We start from the raw sequence: 18,540 nt of genomic DNA, 5'->3' as shown, positions 1-18,540 counted from the left end.
TATAATAAGCTTAACTTAACGAGCTATACAATAGGTTACCGTTAATGTACCGTTGTTTACTAGTTATAAATAGTTTTAAGCGCTTTCTGCTTAAATAATTTTCAGCAATAATTAATGAAGCTTACCATATTAGGTTGTTATGCAGCCACACCACGAACCTTTACGAATCCCACTTCACAAGTATTACAGATAAAAAATCATCTTTTTCTTATTGATTGTGGAGAGGGAACACAAGTAGAATTACGACGAAATAAAGTCAAATTTTCAAAGATCAAGCACATCTTTATTTCACACCTACACGGGGATCACTTTTTTGGTTTAGTAGGTTTGATTTCAACATTTAGATTGCTCAATCGAGAAGGAGAACTCCACGTATACGGTCCTAAAGGTATTAAAGAAGCAATAACACTTCAGCTAAAACTTTCTAACAGCTGGACTAATTATCCATTGTATTTTCACGAATTAGTTTCTAAAGAACCTGAAATTATCTATGAAGACGATAAAGTTTCCGTAGAGACAATTCCTTTAAAACACCGGGTTTATACAAACGGATTTCTTTTTAAAGAGAAAGCAGGAGAGCGCAAGCTAAATATGAATGCGGTTCTTAAAAAAGAGATCGATGTTTTATACTATAAAAAAATAAAATCTGGTAAAGACATGATCCTCGAGGATGGTACCGTCATACCCAATGAGCAGCTCACATTTGATCCAGATCCTCCTAAAAGTTATGCTTTTTGTAGTGATACGGTCTATAAACCAGATAATATCCCACAATTGCAGGGTACAAGTTATATGTATCACGAATCTACTTTTCTGGAAGCACATGCAAAATTAGCAGAACCTACGGGGCATTCGACAGCTAGACAAGCAGGTTTGATGGCTAAACAAGCTAATGTAGAATATTTGATTTTAGGTCATTATAGTACCCGCTATCCAGATCTCACACTGTTTGCTAATGAAGCTAAATTAGAATTTGATAATGTTTTAATTGCGGATGACGGGAAGGTCTTTGATTTTGAAAATCTTGATGACTAACGTTAAAGTAGATACATTTTAAATAAATGTAAAAGATTGTTAGGACCTTTTAACATTGTTAGGCTTTAATGTAAATTGCTGTAAAAACATAATATGGCAGAAGATTTAGGCGGTTACAGAAAATCTTATGAAAAGAATACGTTAACTCAGGAGCATAGTGATGCGAATCCCTATAATCAATTTAAAAAATGGTTTAAGGAAGTAGAAGAGACTCCCGGAGTTGATGAGGTGAATGCAATGACTGTTGCCACGATAGGTGTAGATGGTTTTCCTAAAAGCAGAGTAGTACTTTTAAAAAGCTACGATGAAGCTGGTTTTGTATTTTATACCAATTACACGAGTGAGAAAGGAGAAGCAATAACTCATAATTCACACGTATGTCTTTCTTTTTTTTGGCCGAATCTGGAGCGTCAGGTAATTATTAAGGGAATAGCCGAGCGAGTTTCAGAAGAAGTTTCAACTGCATATTTTCAATCAAGGCCTAGAGGAAGTCAATTAGGCGCTTGGACTTCTCCTCAAAGCGATGTAATTGCAGATCGGGGATACCTGGAAAAAAGGCTTGAAGAACTAGAAACAAAATATGAAGGAAAGGAAATTCCGAAGCCAGATTTTTGGGGAGGTTTTGTCATAAAGCCTGTAGAATTTGAATTTTGGCAAGGAAGATCAAACCGACTTCACGACAGATTACGATATACGCCGGGGGGTGTGAATTGGAAGTTAGAACGTCTTGCACCATAAAACACATTTTATGAAAACGCTTTATTTGATACGTCACGCTAAATCGTCTTGGGAATTTGATCTTGATGATCATATGCGTCCCTTAAACCAAAAGGGGCTCGAAGATGCAACAAAGATGGGCGTTTATATACGAGAGAAAATTCAGATTCCGCAACGTATTGTGAGTAGCGATGCTGTACGCGCAAAGAGCACCGCAGTTTTATATTTGAAAGAATTAGGAATACCCGAAGAAAAACTAGAGTTGGATAACCGGCTTTATGATTTCACCGGAAATAAATTGCATACTGTAATAAAATCATGTGACAATCGTATTGATCGTCTAATGATCTTTGGTCATAATAACGCGCTTACCTATTGGGTAAATCAGTATGGTGACAAACAAGTAGATAATGTTTCTACAGCAGCTTTTACGGCTATTACATTTGACGTAGATGACTGGAGCAAAATTCAAAAAGGGCAAACAATATTATATGTAAAACCTAAGCATATTAATTAATGGATAATAAATTAAATACATCTACGCTTGTGGCAGATGAATCAAGATATATAAATAGAGAAATTAGCTGGTTATCTTTTAATGCACGGGTTTTACAAGAATCTGCAGATGAGACGGTTCCACTTATTGAACGTTTGAGGTTTGTAGGTATTTTTTCTAATAACCTTGATGAATTTTTTAAAGTGCGTTATGCAACCGTTAAACGCATTGTTGAAGCAGGAAAGAAAGGTAGAAAGGCATTAGGTGTTTATGCTGCAGATGAGCTTCTGGATAAGATTACACGCATCGTAATTCAACAACAGGAGGAGAGTCTTAGTATAATTCATAATATACATTCAAAACTCAAGGATCAAGGGATCTATATAATTAAAGAAAATGAAGTGCATTTTCCGGAGCATAGCGAATTCATAAAGACATTCTTTATGGAAAAGGTAAGCCCGGCTCTTGTTACGATTATGCTTAATGAGGGTATTGATTTACCGCGTATACAAGATCTTGAGGCTTACCTCACTGTAACGATGAAGAATTCATCAACTAAAAAAACATTGCACGCGCTGGTAGAAATTCCCAGTGAATTGGATCGCTTTGTTGTTTTACCACAAGTGGACGGTATCGATTACATAATGATACTTGACGATTTAATACGTTATAATCTGGAATCGGTATTCAGTATTTTTGAATATGACGAGATTTCTGCTCATATGATTAAAATAACCAGAGATGCAGAACTTGATTTAGAGTCTGATCTGGGTAAAAGTTTTATTGAAAAGCTATCCAAAAGTGTAAAAGGTCGGGAAGATGCAGAGCCTGTTCGTTTTGTACACGATCAGTCGATTAATCAAGATACTCTCAAGTTTTTACTTGAAAAATTAGGAATAGAAAATACAGACAGTATTATTCCAGGAGGTCGTTATCATAATAGGAAAGATTATATGGGATTCCCTAGTCTAGGACGAACCGATTTACTTTATGCTACCCAAAAGCCTCTACCTATTAATAATATCAGTCTTAATGATAGTATGTTTAAAAAAGTGGCTGAAAAGGATTTTTTACAATATACACCTTATCACACATTTGCATATGTAATTAAATTTTTACGTGAGGCTGCATTAGATCCTAAAGTCAAAACGATTAAAATAACTATTTATCGGTTGGCGAAATTAAGTCACGTCGCTAGTGCCTTAATCAATGCTGCGAAAAACGGTAAGGATGTAACTGTACAGATTGAGTTACGTGCCCGTTTTGATGAAGAGAGCAATATGCGATATGCTAATCAAATGCAGGACGAAGGGATCAAGCTTATTTTTGGTGTTCCCGGTTTAAAAGTTCACAGCAAAGTGTGTGTAATCGAGCGCCTCGAAGCGGGAAGATTGAAGCGTTACGGATTTATAAGCACTGGAAACTTCAACGGTAAAACTGCAAAAATATATACAGATTACACCCTATTTACAGCCAATAAGCAAATACTTAAAGATCTAAGTAAGCTGTTTAATTTCTTTGACACCAATTATATAGTCAATACCTACCAGCATTTGATAATATCTCCGCATTACGCTAAAAACACCTTTTACCGATTGATAGATAACGAAATCAAGAAAGTGAAAAATGGTCAAAAGGGATATATTCGTTTAAAGCTGAATAGTATATCTAATTATTCTATAATCGATAAATTATATGCGGCTAGTGAAGCGGGCGTTAAAATTGATATGATAATACGCGGAGTGTGTTGTTTAATACCCGGAGTTAAGGGAATGAGTGAAAACATAAATTTAATAAGTATTGTCGATAAATTTTTAGAACATCCACGCGTGTTAATTTTTGGAGAAGAAGGTGAGGAGAAAGTTTATATTTCTTCATCAGATTGGATGACTCGTAATTTGGATAATAGAGTGGAGGTAACTTGTCCTATATATGATGAAGATGTCAAAAAAGAAATTATAGACACTTTCACAATTTGCTGGAATGATAATGTAAAGGCTCGGGAAATTACCGCTTCTCAAGATAATGCATATCGCATTAATGATAAGGCACCCCTTAGATCACAGTTTGCAACATATGATTATTATTTAAACAAGTTAAATTAGATTATGATCCAGTTTAAGAAATATGCTGCAATTGATATAGGTTCTAACGCAATTCGTCTATTAGTAGCCAATGTAATTGAATTAGAGGGTCGTGAGCCTATTTTTAGAAAAAGTTCTTTAGTGCGTGTGCCTATACGTCTAGGAGCAGATGTGTTTAAGTCAAAAAAAATATCAGAAGAGAATATTGTTCGTATGACAGATACTATGGAAGCCTTTAAACTCCTCATGCGGTCTCATAAGGTGGTAGATTATAGAGCTTGCGCAACTTCTGCAATGCGAGAAGCAGAAAATGGCGAAGCTGTAGTAAAACATATTTATAAAAAAACTGGGGTGAATATTAATATCATTGATGGAAACGATGAAGCAGCTATAATAGCCAATACAGATTTACAGTCATTGATTTCATCAGATCGCTCTTATTTGTATGTAGATGTTGGTGGAGGAAGTACAGAGTTTACACTTTATAGCAATAAAGAAGTTGTGGCTTCTAAATCTTTTAAACTGGGAACTGTAAGACTATTAGAAGGTTTAGTAGGGCATACTGTTTGGGAAGATGTTGAAGCCTGGATTAAGGAAGTAACAAAAGGGCATACAAAAATTGATTTAATAGGATCTGGCGGAAATATCAACAAAATATTTAAACTGAGTGGAAAAAAAGATGGTAAGCCATTAACGTATTTTTATATGGTGAGCTTTTATGAATTTCTTCAGTCATATAATTATGAAGAGCGTATTACAGAGCTGGGTTTAAATATAGATCGAGCCGATGTAATTATACCTGCTACCCGTATTTATTTATCTGCGATGAAATGGAGTAGATCAAAAAATATCCACGTTCCTAAAATTGGGTTGTCAGACGGCATTATAAAATCGCTGTATAACGATAAAAATCAAGTTGTTTAGGTGATCAAATTAAAATTATAGTAATATTGCAAAGCCCAATATTTGCTTTCACCAATTTAAAATCTCATTATGAAAAAATTATTACTTGTATTTTTATTTACAATTTCAGCTACTTGTTTGGCGCAGAACGTTAGATATGGTGCAAAATTAGGACTAAACGTATCTGAACTAAGTGGTGATTATGAGGATGCTTTAAGTCGATATGGTTTTATGGCTGGAGTTTTTGCTGAAATTCCATTAACAGGAAGTTTAAATTTTCAACCAGAATTATTGTATTCCGCTCAAGGAAATAAACCTAACTCGGTAGCTGGTAGTGCTAATGCTGAACGCGCAGAATTAGACTACATTCAATTACCACTATTGCTAAAACTTAATAAACAACGATTTAATGTGCACGTAGGCCCGCAGTTAGGTCTGGCAGTATGGAATTCATTTAATAGTGATGCGTATAAAAATTATGATGTAGCTGCTGTAGGCGGTATTGGCTACCAAATCATTGATGGTCTATCGATAGATGCTCGTTATAATTTTGGGTTTGTAGATGTTGTTAATAGTTCTGCCTTAGAAGGAAAAAACAGATACTTTACTTTATCTGCCTCGTATAAATTATAGTATTCAACATACTTTTAAATAAAAAAAACCGGTACTTAAGAACCGGTTTTTTTTATTTAAAATTTCTAGCCGTGTATGCTTTGCTGTTTGCTGAGATCTTTCATAATTTCAGCTTCAAAATCTAAGAGACTCTGCCATTTTTCATTTACTTCTGTCTCATCACCATATTTACGGGCAAAGCCTAAAAACATCGTGTAATGGTTCGCCTCACTTACCATCAGATTATGATAGAAAATGCGTAATTCTTCATCCTTTAATTCTTGTGATAAAAGTCTGAATCGTTCACAACTACGTGCTTCAATTAAAGCAGCGTAAAGCAACCGGTGAACAAGCTGTGTGGTGCGACTACCGCCCTTAGGAAAAAACTTAAGTAGTTTATTTACATAATCATCTTTTCTGTCATAACCTAAAGCATTACCTCTTGCGATAATTTTGTCGTGAACTAGCTTAAAGTGACTTATTTCTTCTTTTACTAAAGCAATCATTTCTTGAACGAGCTCAGTATATTCAGGAAAAGAGACGATGAGTGATATTGCAGTTGATGCAGCTTTTTGCTCACAAAAGGCGTGATCAGATAGTATATCATCAATATTCATCTCTACAATATTTACCCATCGTGGGTCTGTGGGAAGTTTAAGGCCTAGCATTATATATCAAGATCAAAAGTGGTTCGTAAAATTTCTAAATCGGGATTTTTTTCTTTCAGCTTCTCATATTTTTCACGAGTTGTATAAGCGTAACGACGTTCTGCAGCTTCATTAACTGTGATTTCTATAGTAATGTCATAATTATTAAGTTTTCGCTTTAAAAACTCTAATAAATTATGCTGGGCACGTTCTAGCTCGACACGCATGGTTTCATTCGGAAATTCTAAATGTATTACCGTGCCTTTTAAGGTAGGTGTATCTGTTTCTAAATTCGAAGCTAAAATTTTCTCTCCTCTTTTTTGCAATTTGGAAACATATTCCTTCCAGGTTGCGAGTAATGCATTTTCAGTAAATGGCTCTTTCGGTAATTGGCTTATATCAACTTCTTTTACTGTTTTGCGCTCAAGGATCTCTTTTTTACGCTTTAAACCTTTAACTGAAAGACTGGAGATATAGCCGCCCACAGGTGTTTGTACAGTGGGTGAACTTATAGGAGGTTGTGATTCAGGTTTATTTGTTGCTTTTTCTTCTTTTTTATGCGCAATCGTTTCTGAAGATGTAGAAGAAACTACCGAAGAACCTACTGGTTTCTCTGCAGAAGGTTCATTTTTAGAATTATTATTTTCGGTATTAAAATAAGAAGCTGGAATTATAAAGTCAGAAGCTTTTTTTTTTCTCCATCAAAAGTGATAGAGGCCATTTGCATAAGACAAATTTCAACTAGTAATCGCGGATTACGACTTGTGCGATACTTTAAATCACATTCATTAGCCTTTTCAAGTGCAGGCATCAAGAAATCAAAATCAGCTTTCTCAGCTTGCTCGTGATACCGATTTTTTGTTTGATCCCCCACTTCAAGTAAAGCGATTGTAGCTGGGTTTTTACACACCATTAAATCTCTATAGTGAGAAGCAAGCCCTGCAATAAAGTGATGACCGTCAAAGCCTCTTGCAAGAATCTCATTAAAATTGAGAAGCAACTGCGGAATATTATTAGATAAAATTAAATCTGTAGTCTCAAAATAGGTATCGTAATCAAGAACATTTAGATTTTCGGTTACTGCTGCTCGAGTAAGATTATTACCGCAAAAACTTACCACCCTATCAAAGGTTGATAATGCATCTCTTAAGGCACCATCTGCTTTTTGAGCAATTATATGAAGTGCTTCTTCATCTGCAGTAATATGTTCAAGTTTTGCAATATCTGCTAGATGCTCACGTATATCCTTAACTGTAATTCTCTTAAAGTCAAATATTTGACATCTTGAGAGTATAGTAGGAATAATTTTATGCTTTTCTGTTGTTGCTAATATGAAGATAGCATGTTTAGGCGGCTCTTCTAGTGTTTTGAGAAAGGCATTAAATGCTGCGGAAGAGAGCATATGTACCTCATCAATAATATAAACCTTGTATTGACCTACTTGCGGAGCTATACGTACCTGATCAATTAAATTACGTATATCATCTACCGAATTATTAGAAGCAGCATCTAACTCAAATATGTTAAAAGCGTAATCTTCATTTTCATCAACAACTTCATCTGCTTCCTGATTAATCTTCTTGGCCAGAATACGCGCGCACGTGGTTTTACCTACACCTCGGGGCCCTGTAAATAATAGTGCCTGAGCAAGATGATTATTTGCAATTGCATTTTCTAACGTATTTGTAATAGCCTGTTGCCCCACAACATCCTTAAAGGTCGCAGGTCTATATTTTCTGGCTGATACGATGAATTGCTCCACAGATTTATTTTAATTTTTCACCGAAAGTAGTTTTCGGATTTTAGATGCCCAAAGATAAAAATAGTGAATTCAATACGCCCTACACAATTGTCTTTTTTGCAATTTTCTTATTAACAATAAACATTTTTTGAAACCCTATTAAACAAATTTACTTCAGTATAAAAGTGTATTTTTGCGTCAAAGCAGACCGCCTTATCGCTCTATTTTTATAGGGAGGAAAGTCCGGACACCATAGGGAAGCATAGCGGCTAACGGCCGTCTAGATTAATAAGCAATTATTAATTTAAGGACTAGTGCAACAGAAAGTATGTACAGGTAATGCTGTAGTGAAACCAGGTAAACTCTATGCGGTGCAATGCCATGTAAACCGGCAATTAAGTGCGTCTCGTGCGATGCCGGAGGGTAGGCAGATAGAACAAACAAGTAATTGTTTGTCTAGATAAATGATAAGGTATTATTGCTTGCAATAAGAACAGAACCCGGCTTATAGGTCTGCTTTTTTTATTTTCTCAAAAACAATTCTATTTTTAAATTGATTACTGGCTAATCGTTTTAATTATTTAGAAAAAAAGCTGAATGCGCTTCCGCCATATTTTCTGATTTCAAAAAAAGTTGGGTGATCTTCTAGATTGGTATTTTTACTGTGTTCTATAATCAAACATCCATCTGGCAATAGTAGTTCATTATCCATCACATAATCAACGATCTTGGTAAATTGATCGGTTTCAAAGTCATATGGAGGATCGGCAAATATGATATCATATTTATTGCTTTCACGTGCGAGGTAGCTGTAAACGTCAGATTTAATGACATTAATATTCATTTCAAATTCGTTGGCTGTCTCTTGAATAAATTTTGCGCAACCGGCATTTCCATCAACTGCAGTAACAGCTTCTGCACCCCGGGAAGCAAATTCATAGCTTATATTTCCTGTACCAGAAAAAAGATCTAAAACAGTAACTCGTGTTAAGCTATATCTATTACGTAAAATATTAAATAACGACTCCTTAGACATATCTGTTGTAGGTCTAACCGGTAATTTTTTTGGTGCGCTAATACGTCTTCCTTTATAGGTGCCGCTTATAATTCTCATAAGTTAAGGTTGTATTTCAAGTAAGAATAATTTAACTGATTTTCTTCTACAGTCTCTACGATCTCCACGTTTCTAACATACGCATAGATTAATTGATATTTAGAATCCTCTGTATCGATAAAACCTTTAAAATTAACTTTGATTTCTTCTGGGTTCAATGCCAGCTGTTCAAGACAAAAAAGAATGTAATAAACAAAATCGGCATCTGTAGTATACTTAAATTGATTACTCAAAAGCAAGCTCTTACCTTCATAAATTAATAGATCAAAGGTTTTGAGACCTACTTGAATGTAGACCTGTGGTTCTGCAGTTACTGTAGAATCCTCAAGTATATTTTTAATTAATATAGACTGACTGTGGTAATAGGTAAAGGTGCCAAAATGATCAAAAAAGAAGTTGTTAATATTTGTATAGGGTACATAAATATTAATAAGATCTAGACTTTCTAATTCATCATAAACTATAAAATCTGTTTTTAAAATTTTTGTATTGAATTTTAAATAATCCGTGAGATTTTTAGGGTCAAATAACTGTTTGGGAACGATTGTATATAATTCGTTTGCATAAACAACAGATACGTTACTAAAGCTATTGTGTAATATTGCAGAATTATCAAATAGCTGTTGAATCTCGATTAAAGCCTGTTCTGCAGTTGTAACATTTTTATATGCAAAATGCTCTGCATGTATAGGTTCGTTAGAGTTATCACTATGGATATAAAACGAAAATCCATCCAAGCTAACTTGGATGGATAATATATTAAGTTCTGAATTTACCAGAGGATTAATCTTCACTGTCACCGTAACTTTGAGGCCAGTTACCTGCGGTACTTACTTCAGTCATAGAACCTACAGATAAATATGCTCCATTTACACCTTCAACAGATATAACTTGCTTTTCTTTAGCAACGTAATCTTTAGGTTGATCAAATAAGATAACGTCTTTAGAAACTTTAGCTTCAAATACTGGAATTTGAACATCATTCTTTAGAACGGTTCCAGCTTCCATTTCAAATTGCTTATCTGTACCCGGAACATTCATCATCGTTTTGTAACGATCTGTTCCTTGATATAAAGAGTCTTTAATAGACGCTTTACCTAATGTATCTATAATAGTAATTTCTTTTCTAGTATCTACTCGGTAACGTCTTGTTGCTTCCTCATCAAGTACTAATGTATCACGACGTTCTGTAAGTGTAAATTCTGCAGTATCTAAGAATTTTACAAGTTCATCAAAAGAACCGGCAAATTTGCCATTAATTTGTTTAAAAGCTAATTGTCCTTTTTGAATGTCTTTAAGCTTATCAACAGATTTTTGATAGCGTGCAACTTTAAGGTCATTAAACTTAACTTCGCCGTAAACAGAGTTAAAAAGCAGATATCCTAATACTCCGATAACAACCCAAAGTAATAACTGAATTACTAATTTCATTCGATGTGTGGTTTTAGATTTAATAATGGTTACCGACAAATCTACAATTTTTTTTTAATCGTTAAAGGATATCCCCAAAAATTCATTACTATCTTTACAACATCAATAAATACGTATGGAGCTGGACCATCAAGCATTTTATAAATTACTTCTTAAAGATTTCCCATTTGCCCCAACTTTAAAGCAAGATATTCTTTTACAGCAACTTAGTAAGTTTTTATTAGACCCTAAAAATGATACTATTTATCTCTTAAAAGGATATGCCGGTACCGGTAAAACAACCGCTATAGGAACAATTGTTAAGAATTTGTGGAAAATAAAAATGTCTTTTGTTCAATTAGCACCCACAGGAAGGGCAGCAAAAGTTATTTCTAACTATAGTGATGAAGCTGCTCAAACTATACATAGAAAAATTTATTATCCCAAGAAAGAGCGTGGAGGAGGTGTGTCATTTACCCTACAGAAAAATAAACACCGCAATGCTCTTTTTATAGTGGATGAAGCATCAATGATTTCTGATTCTGTTTCAGAATCAAAATTGTTTGAAAATGGTTCGCTTCTTGACGATCTGATGTTATATGTATATAGTGGACATAACTGCAAACTCCTTTTAATAGGTGATAATGCGCAATTACCACCTGTAAAAATGGATTTAAGTCCGGCACTGGACGCGAGAAATTTAGAACTTCAGTTTAATAAAAAAGTATTAAGTATTGAACTAGATGAAGTGATGCGTCAGGCAGAAACTAGTGGTATTTTAAAAAATGCCACGCGTATTAGAGAATTTCTCAATGACCAACTCTATGAGGATTTTAGATTTGGCTTAAGTAATCAAGATGATGTGGTGCGTCTTATAGATGGTCATGAAATTATGGATTCTTTAAGTGATTCATATCAAGAATATGGTAATGAAGGTACAGCTATTATCGTACGATCTAATAAACGTGCAAATCTGTACAATCAACAGATACGCTCTCGTATATTATTTAAGGAGGAAGAAGTAAGTCCCGGTGATTATTTTATGGTGGTTAAAAACAATTACTTTTGGTTAGACACCAAAAGTGATGCAGGCTTTATCGCAAATGGTGATATTATAGAAATCTTAGAAATTTTCAGTATAAAAGAGCTGTATGGTTTTCGCTTTGCGGAAGTAAAAATACAAATGACAGATTATCCTAATCTCGCTCCATTTGAAACGGTCTTACTCCTTGATACACTTACTTCGGAAACACCATCGTTGTCCTATGAAGAGGGAAATCAGCTTTATCAGGAAGTTATGAAAGATTATGCCGATGAAACTTCTAAATACAAACGCTTTCTTAAGGTGAAGAATAATAAATTTTTTAATGCCCTACAGGTAAAATTTTCATACGCGATTACGTGTCATAAATCCCAGGGTGGACAATGGGAAACAATAATGGTTGAACAGCCGTATTTACCTAATGGGATGGATAAAGATTATTTACGATGGTTATATACCGCAGTAACTCGAGCTCGTAAAAAATTATATCTAATAGGCTTCAAAGACGATATGTTTATTGAAGATTAAAATGCTAATTTGAGTAATTCAATCAATTTAAATTGATATTAATCCCCAATCTATTTTCAAATAAATTCAAAATGACAGAAAAGTTAAAGGTTATAGCTATGATTCCTGCACGATACGAGGCATCTCGATTTCCGGGGAAGTTAATGAAGGATTTAGAAGGGAAACCAGTTATTATTCGCACCTATGAAGCAGCTATAAAGACGGGACTTTTTGATGATGTTTATGTTGTAACAGATAGCAAACTCATATTTGATACAATAGGTGAGTATGGTGGTAAAGTTATAATGAGTCTAGAAGAGCACCAGTGTGGAAGCGATCGTATTGCTGAAGCTGTAAAGGATCTGGATGTAGATATCGTTGTAAATGTTCAAGGAGATGAGCCATTTACTAATGAGAAAGATATGCGCAATATTCTACAAGTATTTTATGAAGATGATGCAGATTCTATAGATTTGGCATCATTAATGACGCCTATCTCATCAATATCTGAAATTGAAAATCCAAACAACGTAAAGGTAATTGTAGATCATAATAATTTTGCACTATACTTTTCAAGAGCACCTATTCCTTATCCTAGAGATAAAGAGATTGAAATTACGTATTTTAAGCATAAAGGAATTTACGCTTTTAGAAAGCAAGCGGTTCTTGATTTTTATAATCTTCCTATGCGTAACCTTGAAGCATCAGAAAAGATTGAAGCCATTCGCTATTTAGAATATGGTAAACGCATCAAAATGGTGTTTTCAGATTCTCCAGCAATAGGTATAGATACTCCTCAAGATTTGGAAGACGCTAGAAATATTATAAAATCGCAACACATTAACTAATGGGTTGGATTTCAAAAAGGCTATATAACGCACTTGGCTGGCGCATACGCGGTAGTTTTCCTAGCTCCGTAAAAAAGATGATAGTCATAGCAGTACCACATACTAGTTGGCATGACTTCTATATGGGACTGATTTTTCGAAGTGTGCTTGATGAAGAAATTAATTTTTTGGGTAAGAAAGAACTTTTTAAATGGCCGTTAGGAATATTCTTTAGAAGCTTAGGAGGAACGCCTTTAAATAGGGTAAAAGGTCAAAATCAGGTAGAACAAATATCTGCACTTTTTGCAAAGAAAGATATATTTAGACTTGCACTGTCTCCAGAAGGTACAAGAAGAAAAGTAGATACATGGAAAACAGGTTTTTATTATATCGCATTAAAAGCCCAAGTACCCATATTACCTGTTACTATGAATTTTAAAGATAAGGAACATCACATAGGGAATTTATTCTATCCGACAGGAGATATCACTAAGGATATGATTGAATTACGCAGTTTTTTTAAAAACATCAAAGGAAAAGTACCTGAAAATAGCTAAAACAACGTATGAAATGTTTATTTAATAATTATGGAATGCGTTAAACTTTCATAATCATAACTTAAAGATACGTTAACTTTAAAGACACATGTAAATACAACTAACTGAATTTTAATATGTTGATTATTAATGGTTTTTGAAGGTGGATTTTCACTATTCCAGAGCAAAACCATAATTAATTAATTTTCGTTTATATAATGAACAAATAATTATAAAAACTAAAATTCAATTATGAAAATTTCAAAATTTCTTTATTTAGGGGTACTTGGTGTATTTGCTTTAACATCGTGCAGTGATGATGACGATAACACCACAGATATGAATGATGGCACTGCGGATTTATATGCTACAAGCCACGCAGATGGAAACGTTACTAAATACAATCTTTTAACTAATGAAGCTACTGTTTACACTACTACAGCAACAGATGCTGAAGGTATTTACTATTCTCCAGAAGATGATAGCTTTACTATTGCATCCCGTGGAGCAACTCAAAATTCATTACAGACTTACATTAGCATAAGTGATCTTGTATCTACAACAGCATCATTAAATGTTGATATTACTGGACCAGCAGCTTTGCAGAGTGCAAGAGATTTAGCTGTAAGTGGTAATTTTTATGTAGTTTCTGATAATACTACAAACAATAACAGACTTTTTGTATTTGAACGTTCTAATGGATCATTTACGCTGAGCAGAACAATAAATGTAGATTTCCCACTCTGGGGAATTGAATTTGTAAACAACGATCTATATGCAGTTGTAGATACTACAAATGAATTGGCTGTATTTACAAACTTTTTATCGAGCAATCCATCTGATGCTTCTATAAGTGCATCTAAGCGAGTGGCTGTTGAAGGTATTGTGCGTACCCATGGTCTTGATTATGATGGTGATACAATGGTATTAACTGATATCGCTGCTGCAGCTGATGGAAATTTTGATACAGATGGAGCTATTCACGTAATATCTAACTTTAACTCAAAATTTAATGCAGTTGCCAACGGTGAAACTCTTGCGCTAACTAATCAAATACGTATTTCTGGTGCATCAACCTTATTAGGTAACCCAGTAAATGTTGTTTATGATGCAGAAGCAGATGCTGTTTATGTAGCAGAACTAGCTAACGGTGGTGGCAGAGTATTGGCTTTTTCTTCAGTATCTAGTAATACTTCTGGAACAGCGACACCTGCAGTTAATAATTCGCTTACTGGTGTATCTTCATTATACCTTTACAAAAACTAATCTTGTCACTATAATACAAAAAAGCCCGGTAGAAATACCGGGCTTTTTTATGCTTCAAAAACAATATAATCTTTATGAATTTTTAAATCGTTAAATGCAAAATTCTCCTTGATATATAATAAGGCTCTTTCAGTATAAAAAAAGGTGTGAGTATAATCATTTTTATACCACCAGTTTTTAAATTCTATAGTCTCAAGTAGGAGATTTGTTTTTATATATAACTTTCCTTTATTAGCAAGCAGCTCGCGAAGTCTATTGAATTCAATTTGTGGATTATGAAAATGCTCTATCACTTCACAGCATACAATGTAATTGTATTTTTTTTCAGTGAAAGTATGTGTATTTGCATAAATGGGATCATAAGATACAATTTGATAATTCTCGCGTTGCAATGAATTAGTAAAAACCGGATTAGGTCCAGAACCGTAATCTAACCCCAGATCTGCAGGTGTGTGATTTTTAAAAACAGCATCGAGTAGGGGGGAAAGAAATTTTAAATACCCCGAATTATTGGTGTTGTTTTGATGTAAGTTATATCTCTCTTTTTCCTTCTTAAGGTTTGGATGGTCGTTTGTGTCTAAAAAAACAGATGCACAAAAAGTGCATCTGTTATAATTTCTATTCTGAAACCTACCCAAGAAATCAGCAGAGTGATTACAAAGTAGACATTTCATAATATTAAATTTTAGTAAAGTGTTTTAAGCTTTTTCAATTTAGCTTTCCAGATCTCCAATGTCTTTTTATGCTCTGCGATATTCTTATGTACATCTTTAACAAGTGGATTATCATCTGCCACGTGCTGGAAAAAACCTAAATTATTTTCAAGCTGATTAATTTCGGCGCGACTTTCTTCTATCTTTTTAGTTATAAAAAAGCGTTCTTTATTTAGGGCGTGATTCCCATCTTGATCTGCTAATGAAGCTACACGATTGTCATACTTTATGAGTTCGGCATCCTTTCTACTTAGATCTAGCGATTTAAATAAACCATCTAAAACCTTATTAAAATCTTGTTCTATAGATTTTTTAGAATGAGGAACTCTTCCTGTATCCTTCCACTCCTTAATTATAGCTTTTATAGCTTTAAGATTTTCATCTGGAGTACCTTCTAACTTAGCGTTTTTATTCTTTTCTAGAAGTGCGGTTTTCTTTTCAAGATTAACTTTTTCTTCTTCTAAAATCTCATTTTTTTCAGCGTGTAGACGGTCAAAAAAGTGGTTACAAGCCTTTTTAAAGCGTTTCCAAATTTTATCGCTGTCTTTTCTTGGAACGTGACCTATTTTTTTCCAATCAGCCTGTATGCGCTTCATTAAATCAATGGTAGCTTGTACGTCCTCATTGTCTTTATTTTCTTCCGCCAGCTGTATTAAATCTAATTTTTTCTGAAGGTTATCGTATTGCTCCTTTTTCTGATCTTTATAAAATCCGTTTTTATTGTGGTTGAATTCTCTGGTAGCTTTTTTAAATGCTTTCCAGGTAGGTTCATTATCTTTTTTAGGAACTTTTCCTATTTCAAAAAAGGATTCTCTTAGGGTATTTACTTCCTTCATTTGCTTTTGCCAACCACCGTGAGAATTTGAAGGTTTATTTGCAATAGCCTCAATTTTTGAAATAACCTCTTGCTTTTTCTCAAGGTTTTCTTCAAATACTTTATCAATATTTTTGAAGTAATCCTGACGCGCATCGTGAATCTTTCGGGTCGCAGTACTAAACTTTTCCCAGATTTCTTCTCTATATTCTTTAGATACAGGGCCTATTTCTTCCTTCCATATTTTATGAAGCATTTGCAACTCCTTAAAGGCTCTGTTAACATCAGAATCTTTAGTTAATTCCTCTGCTTGCTCAATAAGTTTAAGTTTCTTATCGAGGTTATCCTTAAAATCTTTATCTCTAAATTCTCTATTTAAATGAAGAAAGTCATAGAAATTTTCAACGTGGTGATGATAGTTATTCCAAACAAGGTTATAACGATCTCGTGGAATATTACCTGCATTACGCCATCTATCTTGAATATCTTTAAATTTATCAAACGTGGTATTAATGCTATCTTCGCCACCTAGCTCATTTTTAAGTTCTTTTAACTCTTCAATTAAAGCTGTACGAGTTTCTAAATTTGCATTAAGATCTTTTTTGAGATTTTGATAATAATTATTGCGCTTATCACGATATTCATAATAAAGAGAGTTAAAGTCTTTCTTTAAAGGATTGTAATATCTGAAATCAATAATATTACCTCCTTCTTCTAAGAATTTTTCTTTAGCCTCGTCCTGTTCTTCTTCAAATTTTGAAATGAAGGATGTTCTTAATGCATTTACATGCTCTTTTATAGCTTGTACATTATAATTATTCAGAAGATTCTTAAACTCTTTTATCAGCTCTTGCTTAGTTAGACTATCATAATCCTTTTCAGGAATCGCATGACGTTCTTGTGTAGATTCATCTTCTACATCTTTACTAAGTGCCGCTTCTAAGTCTGTAGAATCTTCATCCTCATCATCATCATCATCTTCTTCTGCAAAATCCTCATCTTCGTCTTCATCAACATTTTTAGCACTTTGTACTACATTTATCGATTCAGTTGTTAATTCTTCATCTTGCTTTTCAACAATTTCAGCAGTTTTAGAAGTTGTTTGTGTATTAGCTGCTTCAGTATTAGAGTCAGATTTCAAAGCGTTATCTTTTTTTACTTCGGTTTGCTCTTCGGTTTTAGATGCTTTGTTTTCTTCAGACATTTCTTTCAATGTTAAGGTGCTTAATTTATTGAGTTAAAGATACTATTAACTGTTCAAATAGCAAGAGTGAGTTGTAGGCAGTAGTTAATTCCAGATTTCCCAAGCTGCTTCTGCTTGTAGTTTTAGCATTTCGAAACCATTAGTTGTCTTAGCTCCCTGTATTCTTCCATTCTTTAAAAAGAGACTTTCTGCAGGGTTGTAAACTAAGTCATACAGTAAATGATCTTTTGTTAATGCTCGATATAAAATTTTTGGACATTCTAGAACGTTAGGGTGAGTGCCTATGGGAGTTGTATTAATTATCAGCGTGTATTTTGAAAGAACAGCGCTTGTAAGATCACTATAGGTTAATTGACCTTTTTTAGGAGATCGTGAAACAAATTTATAGGTTATATCTTCAAGTTCTAATGCATACGCTATCGCTTTTGAAGCTCCTCCGGTTCCTAAAATTAAAGCGTGATTGTGAGATTTCAATTTTAAAAAAGGCTGCAAAGATTTTCTGAAGCCCAAATAGTCAGTATTAAAGCCTTTTAGTTTACCGTTTTGCTGTCTTTTTATAGTATTTACAGCACCTATAGCACTTGCGTGCTTATTCATCTCATCTAGAAATGGAACCACACTTTCCTTATAGGGTATGGTGACATTAAATCCTAAGCAGTCTTTTCTGGTCTCGAAAAGTTCTTTAAGCTCCTGCACAGATTTACAGTCAAAATTTGAATAGTCTGCTTCAATTGTTTCTTTCTCAAATTTTTCAGTAAAGTATAATCTTGAAAATGAGTAATCTATATCTTTACCTATCAACCCTAATTTAATCATAATAGATGCTTGCAATTATACTTTATTTCTAAAAGTAATTAATTGTGTTTTACCGA

Annotated in this window: 17 protein-coding genes, 1 other RNA gene and 1 pseudogene; 11 read left to right on the top strand and 8 right to left on the bottom strand. The window is 34.0% G+C overall.

Features of this window, described 5'->3' with window-relative positions:
- Positions 1 to 114 precede the first annotated feature (114 nt).
- From DSM00_RS06295 to DSM00_RS06270, 6 genes are all read left to right on the top strand, one after another.
- Positions 115 to 1,035, top strand: a complete 921-nt coding sequence (locus DSM00_RS06295; protein ID WP_128757173.1) for a ribonuclease Z — start codon at positions 115 to 117, stop codon at positions 1,033 to 1,035.
- A gap of 93 nt (positions 1,036 to 1,128) precedes the next feature.
- Entirely contained in the window at positions 1,129 to 1,773 is a 645-nt protein-coding gene (gene pdxH, locus DSM00_RS06290) for a pyridoxamine 5'-phosphate oxidase (protein ID WP_128757172.1), read from the top strand.
- Between the two features lie 10 nt (positions 1,774 to 1,783).
- Positions 1,784 to 2,269: a SixA phosphatase family protein gene (locus DSM00_RS06285; RefSeq protein WP_128757171.1), complete on the top strand. Its 486-nt coding sequence runs from the start codon at positions 1,784 to 1,786 to the stop codon at positions 2,267 to 2,269.
- Entirely contained in the window at positions 2,269 to 4,353 is a 2,085-nt protein-coding gene (gene ppk1, locus DSM00_RS06280; RefSeq protein ID WP_128757170.1) for a polyphosphate kinase 1, read from the top strand. The genes DSM00_RS06285 and ppk1 overlap by 1 nt, the downstream gene beginning before the upstream one ends.
- Before the next feature lie 3 nt (positions 4,354 to 4,356).
- Positions 4,357 to 5,256 (top strand): Ppx/GppA phosphatase family protein, encoded by a 900-nt coding sequence (locus tag DSM00_RS06275; RefSeq protein WP_128757169.1) that lies wholly within the window; start codon positions 4,357 to 4,359, stop codon positions 5,254 to 5,256.
- Between the two features lie 69 nt (positions 5,257 to 5,325).
- Positions 5,326 to 5,868, top strand: a complete 543-nt coding sequence (locus tag DSM00_RS06270) for a porin family protein (RefSeq protein ID WP_128757168.1) — start codon at positions 5,326 to 5,328, stop codon at positions 5,866 to 5,868.
- Between the two features lie 65 nt (positions 5,869 to 5,933).
- Here the strand turns inward: DSM00_RS06270 and miaE are convergent, their stop codons facing one another.
- Positions 5,934 to 6,515, bottom strand: coding sequence for a tRNA-(ms[2]io[6]A)-hydroxylase (gene miaE, locus DSM00_RS06265; RefSeq protein WP_128757167.1), 582 nt, complete (start codon positions 6,513 to 6,515; stop codon positions 5,934 to 5,936).
- Positions 6,515 to 8,256, bottom strand: a pseudogene (locus tag DSM00_RS15650) (DNA polymerase III subunit gamma/tau). The gene miaE and the pseudogene DSM00_RS15650 overlap by 1 nt, the downstream one beginning before the upstream one ends.
- A 179-nt stretch (positions 8,257 to 8,435) precedes the next feature.
- On the opposite strand from DSM00_RS15650, the gene rnpB reads away from it, so the two are divergent.
- Positions 8,436 to 8,759: RNase P RNA component class A (gene rnpB, locus DSM00_RS06250), an RNA gene on the top strand.
- Positions 8,760 to 8,812: 53 nt separating this feature from the next.
- Here the strand turns inward: rnpB and rsmD are convergent.
- Genes rsmD through DSM00_RS06235 form a run of 3 tightly spaced genes read right to left on the bottom strand, consistent with a single transcriptional unit; the run spans position 8,813 to position 10,780 of the window.
- Positions 8,813 to 9,349, bottom strand: coding sequence for a 16S rRNA (guanine(966)-N(2))-methyltransferase RsmD (gene rsmD / locus DSM00_RS06245; RefSeq protein ID WP_128757164.1), 537 nt, complete (start codon positions 9,347 to 9,349; stop codon positions 8,813 to 8,815).
- A complete protein-coding gene (locus DSM00_RS06240) occupies positions 9,346 to 10,143 on the bottom strand; it encodes a DUF3822 family protein (protein WP_164916304.1) in 798 nt (265 codons plus the stop codon). Before DSM00_RS06240 ends, rsmD begins: the two co-directional genes overlap by 4 nt.
- Positions 10,133 to 10,780, bottom strand: coding sequence for a hypothetical protein (locus DSM00_RS06235; RefSeq protein ID WP_128757162.1), 648 nt, complete (start codon positions 10,778 to 10,780; stop codon positions 10,133 to 10,135). The genes DSM00_RS06240 and DSM00_RS06235 overlap by 11 nt, the downstream gene beginning before the upstream one ends.
- A gap of 115 nt (positions 10,781 to 10,895) precedes the next feature.
- Between DSM00_RS06235 and DSM00_RS06230 the strand changes: the two genes are divergently transcribed.
- From DSM00_RS06230 to DSM00_RS06215, 4 genes are all read left to right on the top strand, one after another.
- Complete coding sequence (locus tag DSM00_RS06230; RefSeq protein ID WP_128757161.1) at positions 10,896 to 12,329, top strand: ATP-dependent DNA helicase; 1,434 nt, start codon at positions 10,896 to 10,898, stop codon at positions 12,327 to 12,329.
- A 71-nt stretch (positions 12,330 to 12,400) separates the two neighbouring features.
- Entirely contained in the window at positions 12,401 to 13,156 is a 756-nt protein-coding gene (gene kdsB, locus DSM00_RS06225) for a 3-deoxy-manno-octulosonate cytidylyltransferase (protein WP_128757160.1), read from the top strand.
- The gene (locus DSM00_RS06220; protein ID WP_128757159.1) at positions 13,156 to 13,692 is read left to right on the top strand and encodes a 1-acyl-sn-glycerol-3-phosphate acyltransferase; all 537 of its coding nucleotides are present in this window, start codon (positions 13,156 to 13,158) and stop codon (positions 13,690 to 13,692) included. Before kdsB ends, DSM00_RS06220 begins: the two co-directional genes overlap by 1 nt.
- 231 nt (positions 13,693 to 13,923) lie before the next feature.
- Positions 13,924 to 14,937 carry a hypothetical protein gene (locus tag DSM00_RS06215; RefSeq protein ID WP_128757158.1) on the top strand — a complete coding sequence of 338 codons (1,014 nt, stop codon included), beginning with the start codon at positions 13,924 to 13,926 and terminating at the stop codon, positions 14,935 to 14,937.
- Positions 14,938 to 14,984: 47 nt separating this feature from the next.
- Here the strand turns inward: DSM00_RS06215 and DSM00_RS06210 are convergent, their stop codons facing one another.
- From DSM00_RS06210 to DSM00_RS06200, 3 genes are all read right to left on the bottom strand, one after another.
- Positions 14,985 to 15,611: a class I SAM-dependent methyltransferase gene (locus tag DSM00_RS06210; protein WP_128757157.1), complete on the bottom strand. Its 627-nt coding sequence runs from the start codon at positions 15,609 to 15,611 to the stop codon at positions 14,985 to 14,987.
- Positions 15,612 to 15,622: 11 nt separating this feature from the next.
- Entirely contained in the window at positions 15,623 to 17,668 is a 2,046-nt protein-coding gene (locus tag DSM00_RS06205) for a DUF349 domain-containing protein (RefSeq protein ID WP_128757156.1), read from the bottom strand.
- 84 nt (positions 17,669 to 17,752) lie between these two features.
- Positions 17,753 to 18,484 carry a shikimate dehydrogenase family protein gene (locus DSM00_RS06200; protein WP_206633791.1) on the bottom strand — a complete coding sequence of 244 codons (732 nt, stop codon included), beginning with the start codon at positions 18,482 to 18,484 and terminating at the stop codon, positions 17,753 to 17,755.
- Between the last annotated feature and the right edge of the window lie 56 nt (positions 18,485 to 18,540).

Source organism: Leeuwenhoekiella aequorea (assembly GCF_004104375.1).
Taxonomy (GTDB): domain Bacteria; phylum Bacteroidota; class Bacteroidia; order Flavobacteriales; family Flavobacteriaceae; genus Leeuwenhoekiella; species Leeuwenhoekiella aequorea.
Note: the sequence above shows the minus strand (reverse complement) of the source record. Positions and strands in the feature narration are given on the sequence as shown.

Excerpts from the sequence above, each read along its gene's own strand:
- DSM00_RS06295 (WP_128757173.1), top strand. The coding sequence starts at position 115 with ATGAAGCTTACCATATTAGGTTGTTATGCAGCCACACCACGAACCTTT.
- pdxH (WP_128757172.1), top strand. The coding sequence starts at position 1,129 with ATGGCAGAAGATTTAGGCGGTTACAGAAAATCTTATGAAAAGAATACG.
- DSM00_RS06285 (WP_128757171.1), top strand. The coding sequence starts at position 1,784 with ATGAAAACGCTTTATTTGATACGTCACGCTAAATCGTCTTGGGAATTT.
- ppk1 (WP_128757170.1), top strand. The coding sequence starts at position 2,269 with ATGGATAATAAATTAAATACATCTACGCTTGTGGCAGATGAATCAAGA.
- DSM00_RS06275 (WP_128757169.1), top strand. The coding sequence starts at position 4,357 with ATGATCCAGTTTAAGAAATATGCTGCAATTGATATAGGTTCTAACGCA.
- DSM00_RS06270 (WP_128757168.1), top strand. The coding sequence starts at position 5,326 with ATGAAAAAATTATTACTTGTATTTTTATTTACAATTTCAGCTACTTGT.
- miaE (WP_128757167.1), bottom strand. The coding sequence starts at position 6,515 with ATGCTAGGCCTTAAACTTCCCACAGACCCACGATGGGTAAATATTGTA.
- rsmD (WP_128757164.1), bottom strand. The coding sequence starts at position 9,349 with ATGAGAATTATAAGCGGCACCTATAAAGGAAGACGTATTAGCGCACCA.
- DSM00_RS06235 (WP_128757162.1), bottom strand. The coding sequence starts at position 10,780 with ATGAAATTAGTAATTCAGTTATTACTTTGGGTTGTTATCGGAGTATTA.
- DSM00_RS06230 (WP_128757161.1), top strand. The coding sequence starts at position 10,896 with ATGGAGCTGGACCATCAAGCATTTTATAAATTACTTCTTAAAGATTTC.
- kdsB (WP_128757160.1), top strand. The coding sequence starts at position 12,401 with ATGACAGAAAAGTTAAAGGTTATAGCTATGATTCCTGCACGATACGAG.
- DSM00_RS06220 (WP_128757159.1), top strand. The coding sequence starts at position 13,156 with ATGGGTTGGATTTCAAAAAGGCTATATAACGCACTTGGCTGGCGCATA.
- DSM00_RS06215 (WP_128757158.1), top strand. The coding sequence starts at position 13,924 with ATGAAAATTTCAAAATTTCTTTATTTAGGGGTACTTGGTGTATTTGCT.
- DSM00_RS06210 (WP_128757157.1), bottom strand. The coding sequence starts at position 15,611 with ATGAAATGTCTACTTTGTAATCACTCTGCTGATTTCTTGGGTAGGTTT.
- DSM00_RS06205 (WP_128757156.1), bottom strand. The coding sequence starts at position 17,668 with ATGTCTGAAGAAAACAAAGCATCTAAAACCGAAGAGCAAACCGAAGTA.
- DSM00_RS06200 (WP_206633791.1), bottom strand. The coding sequence starts at position 18,484 with ATGATTAAATTAGGGTTGATAGGTAAAGATATAGATTACTCATTTTCA.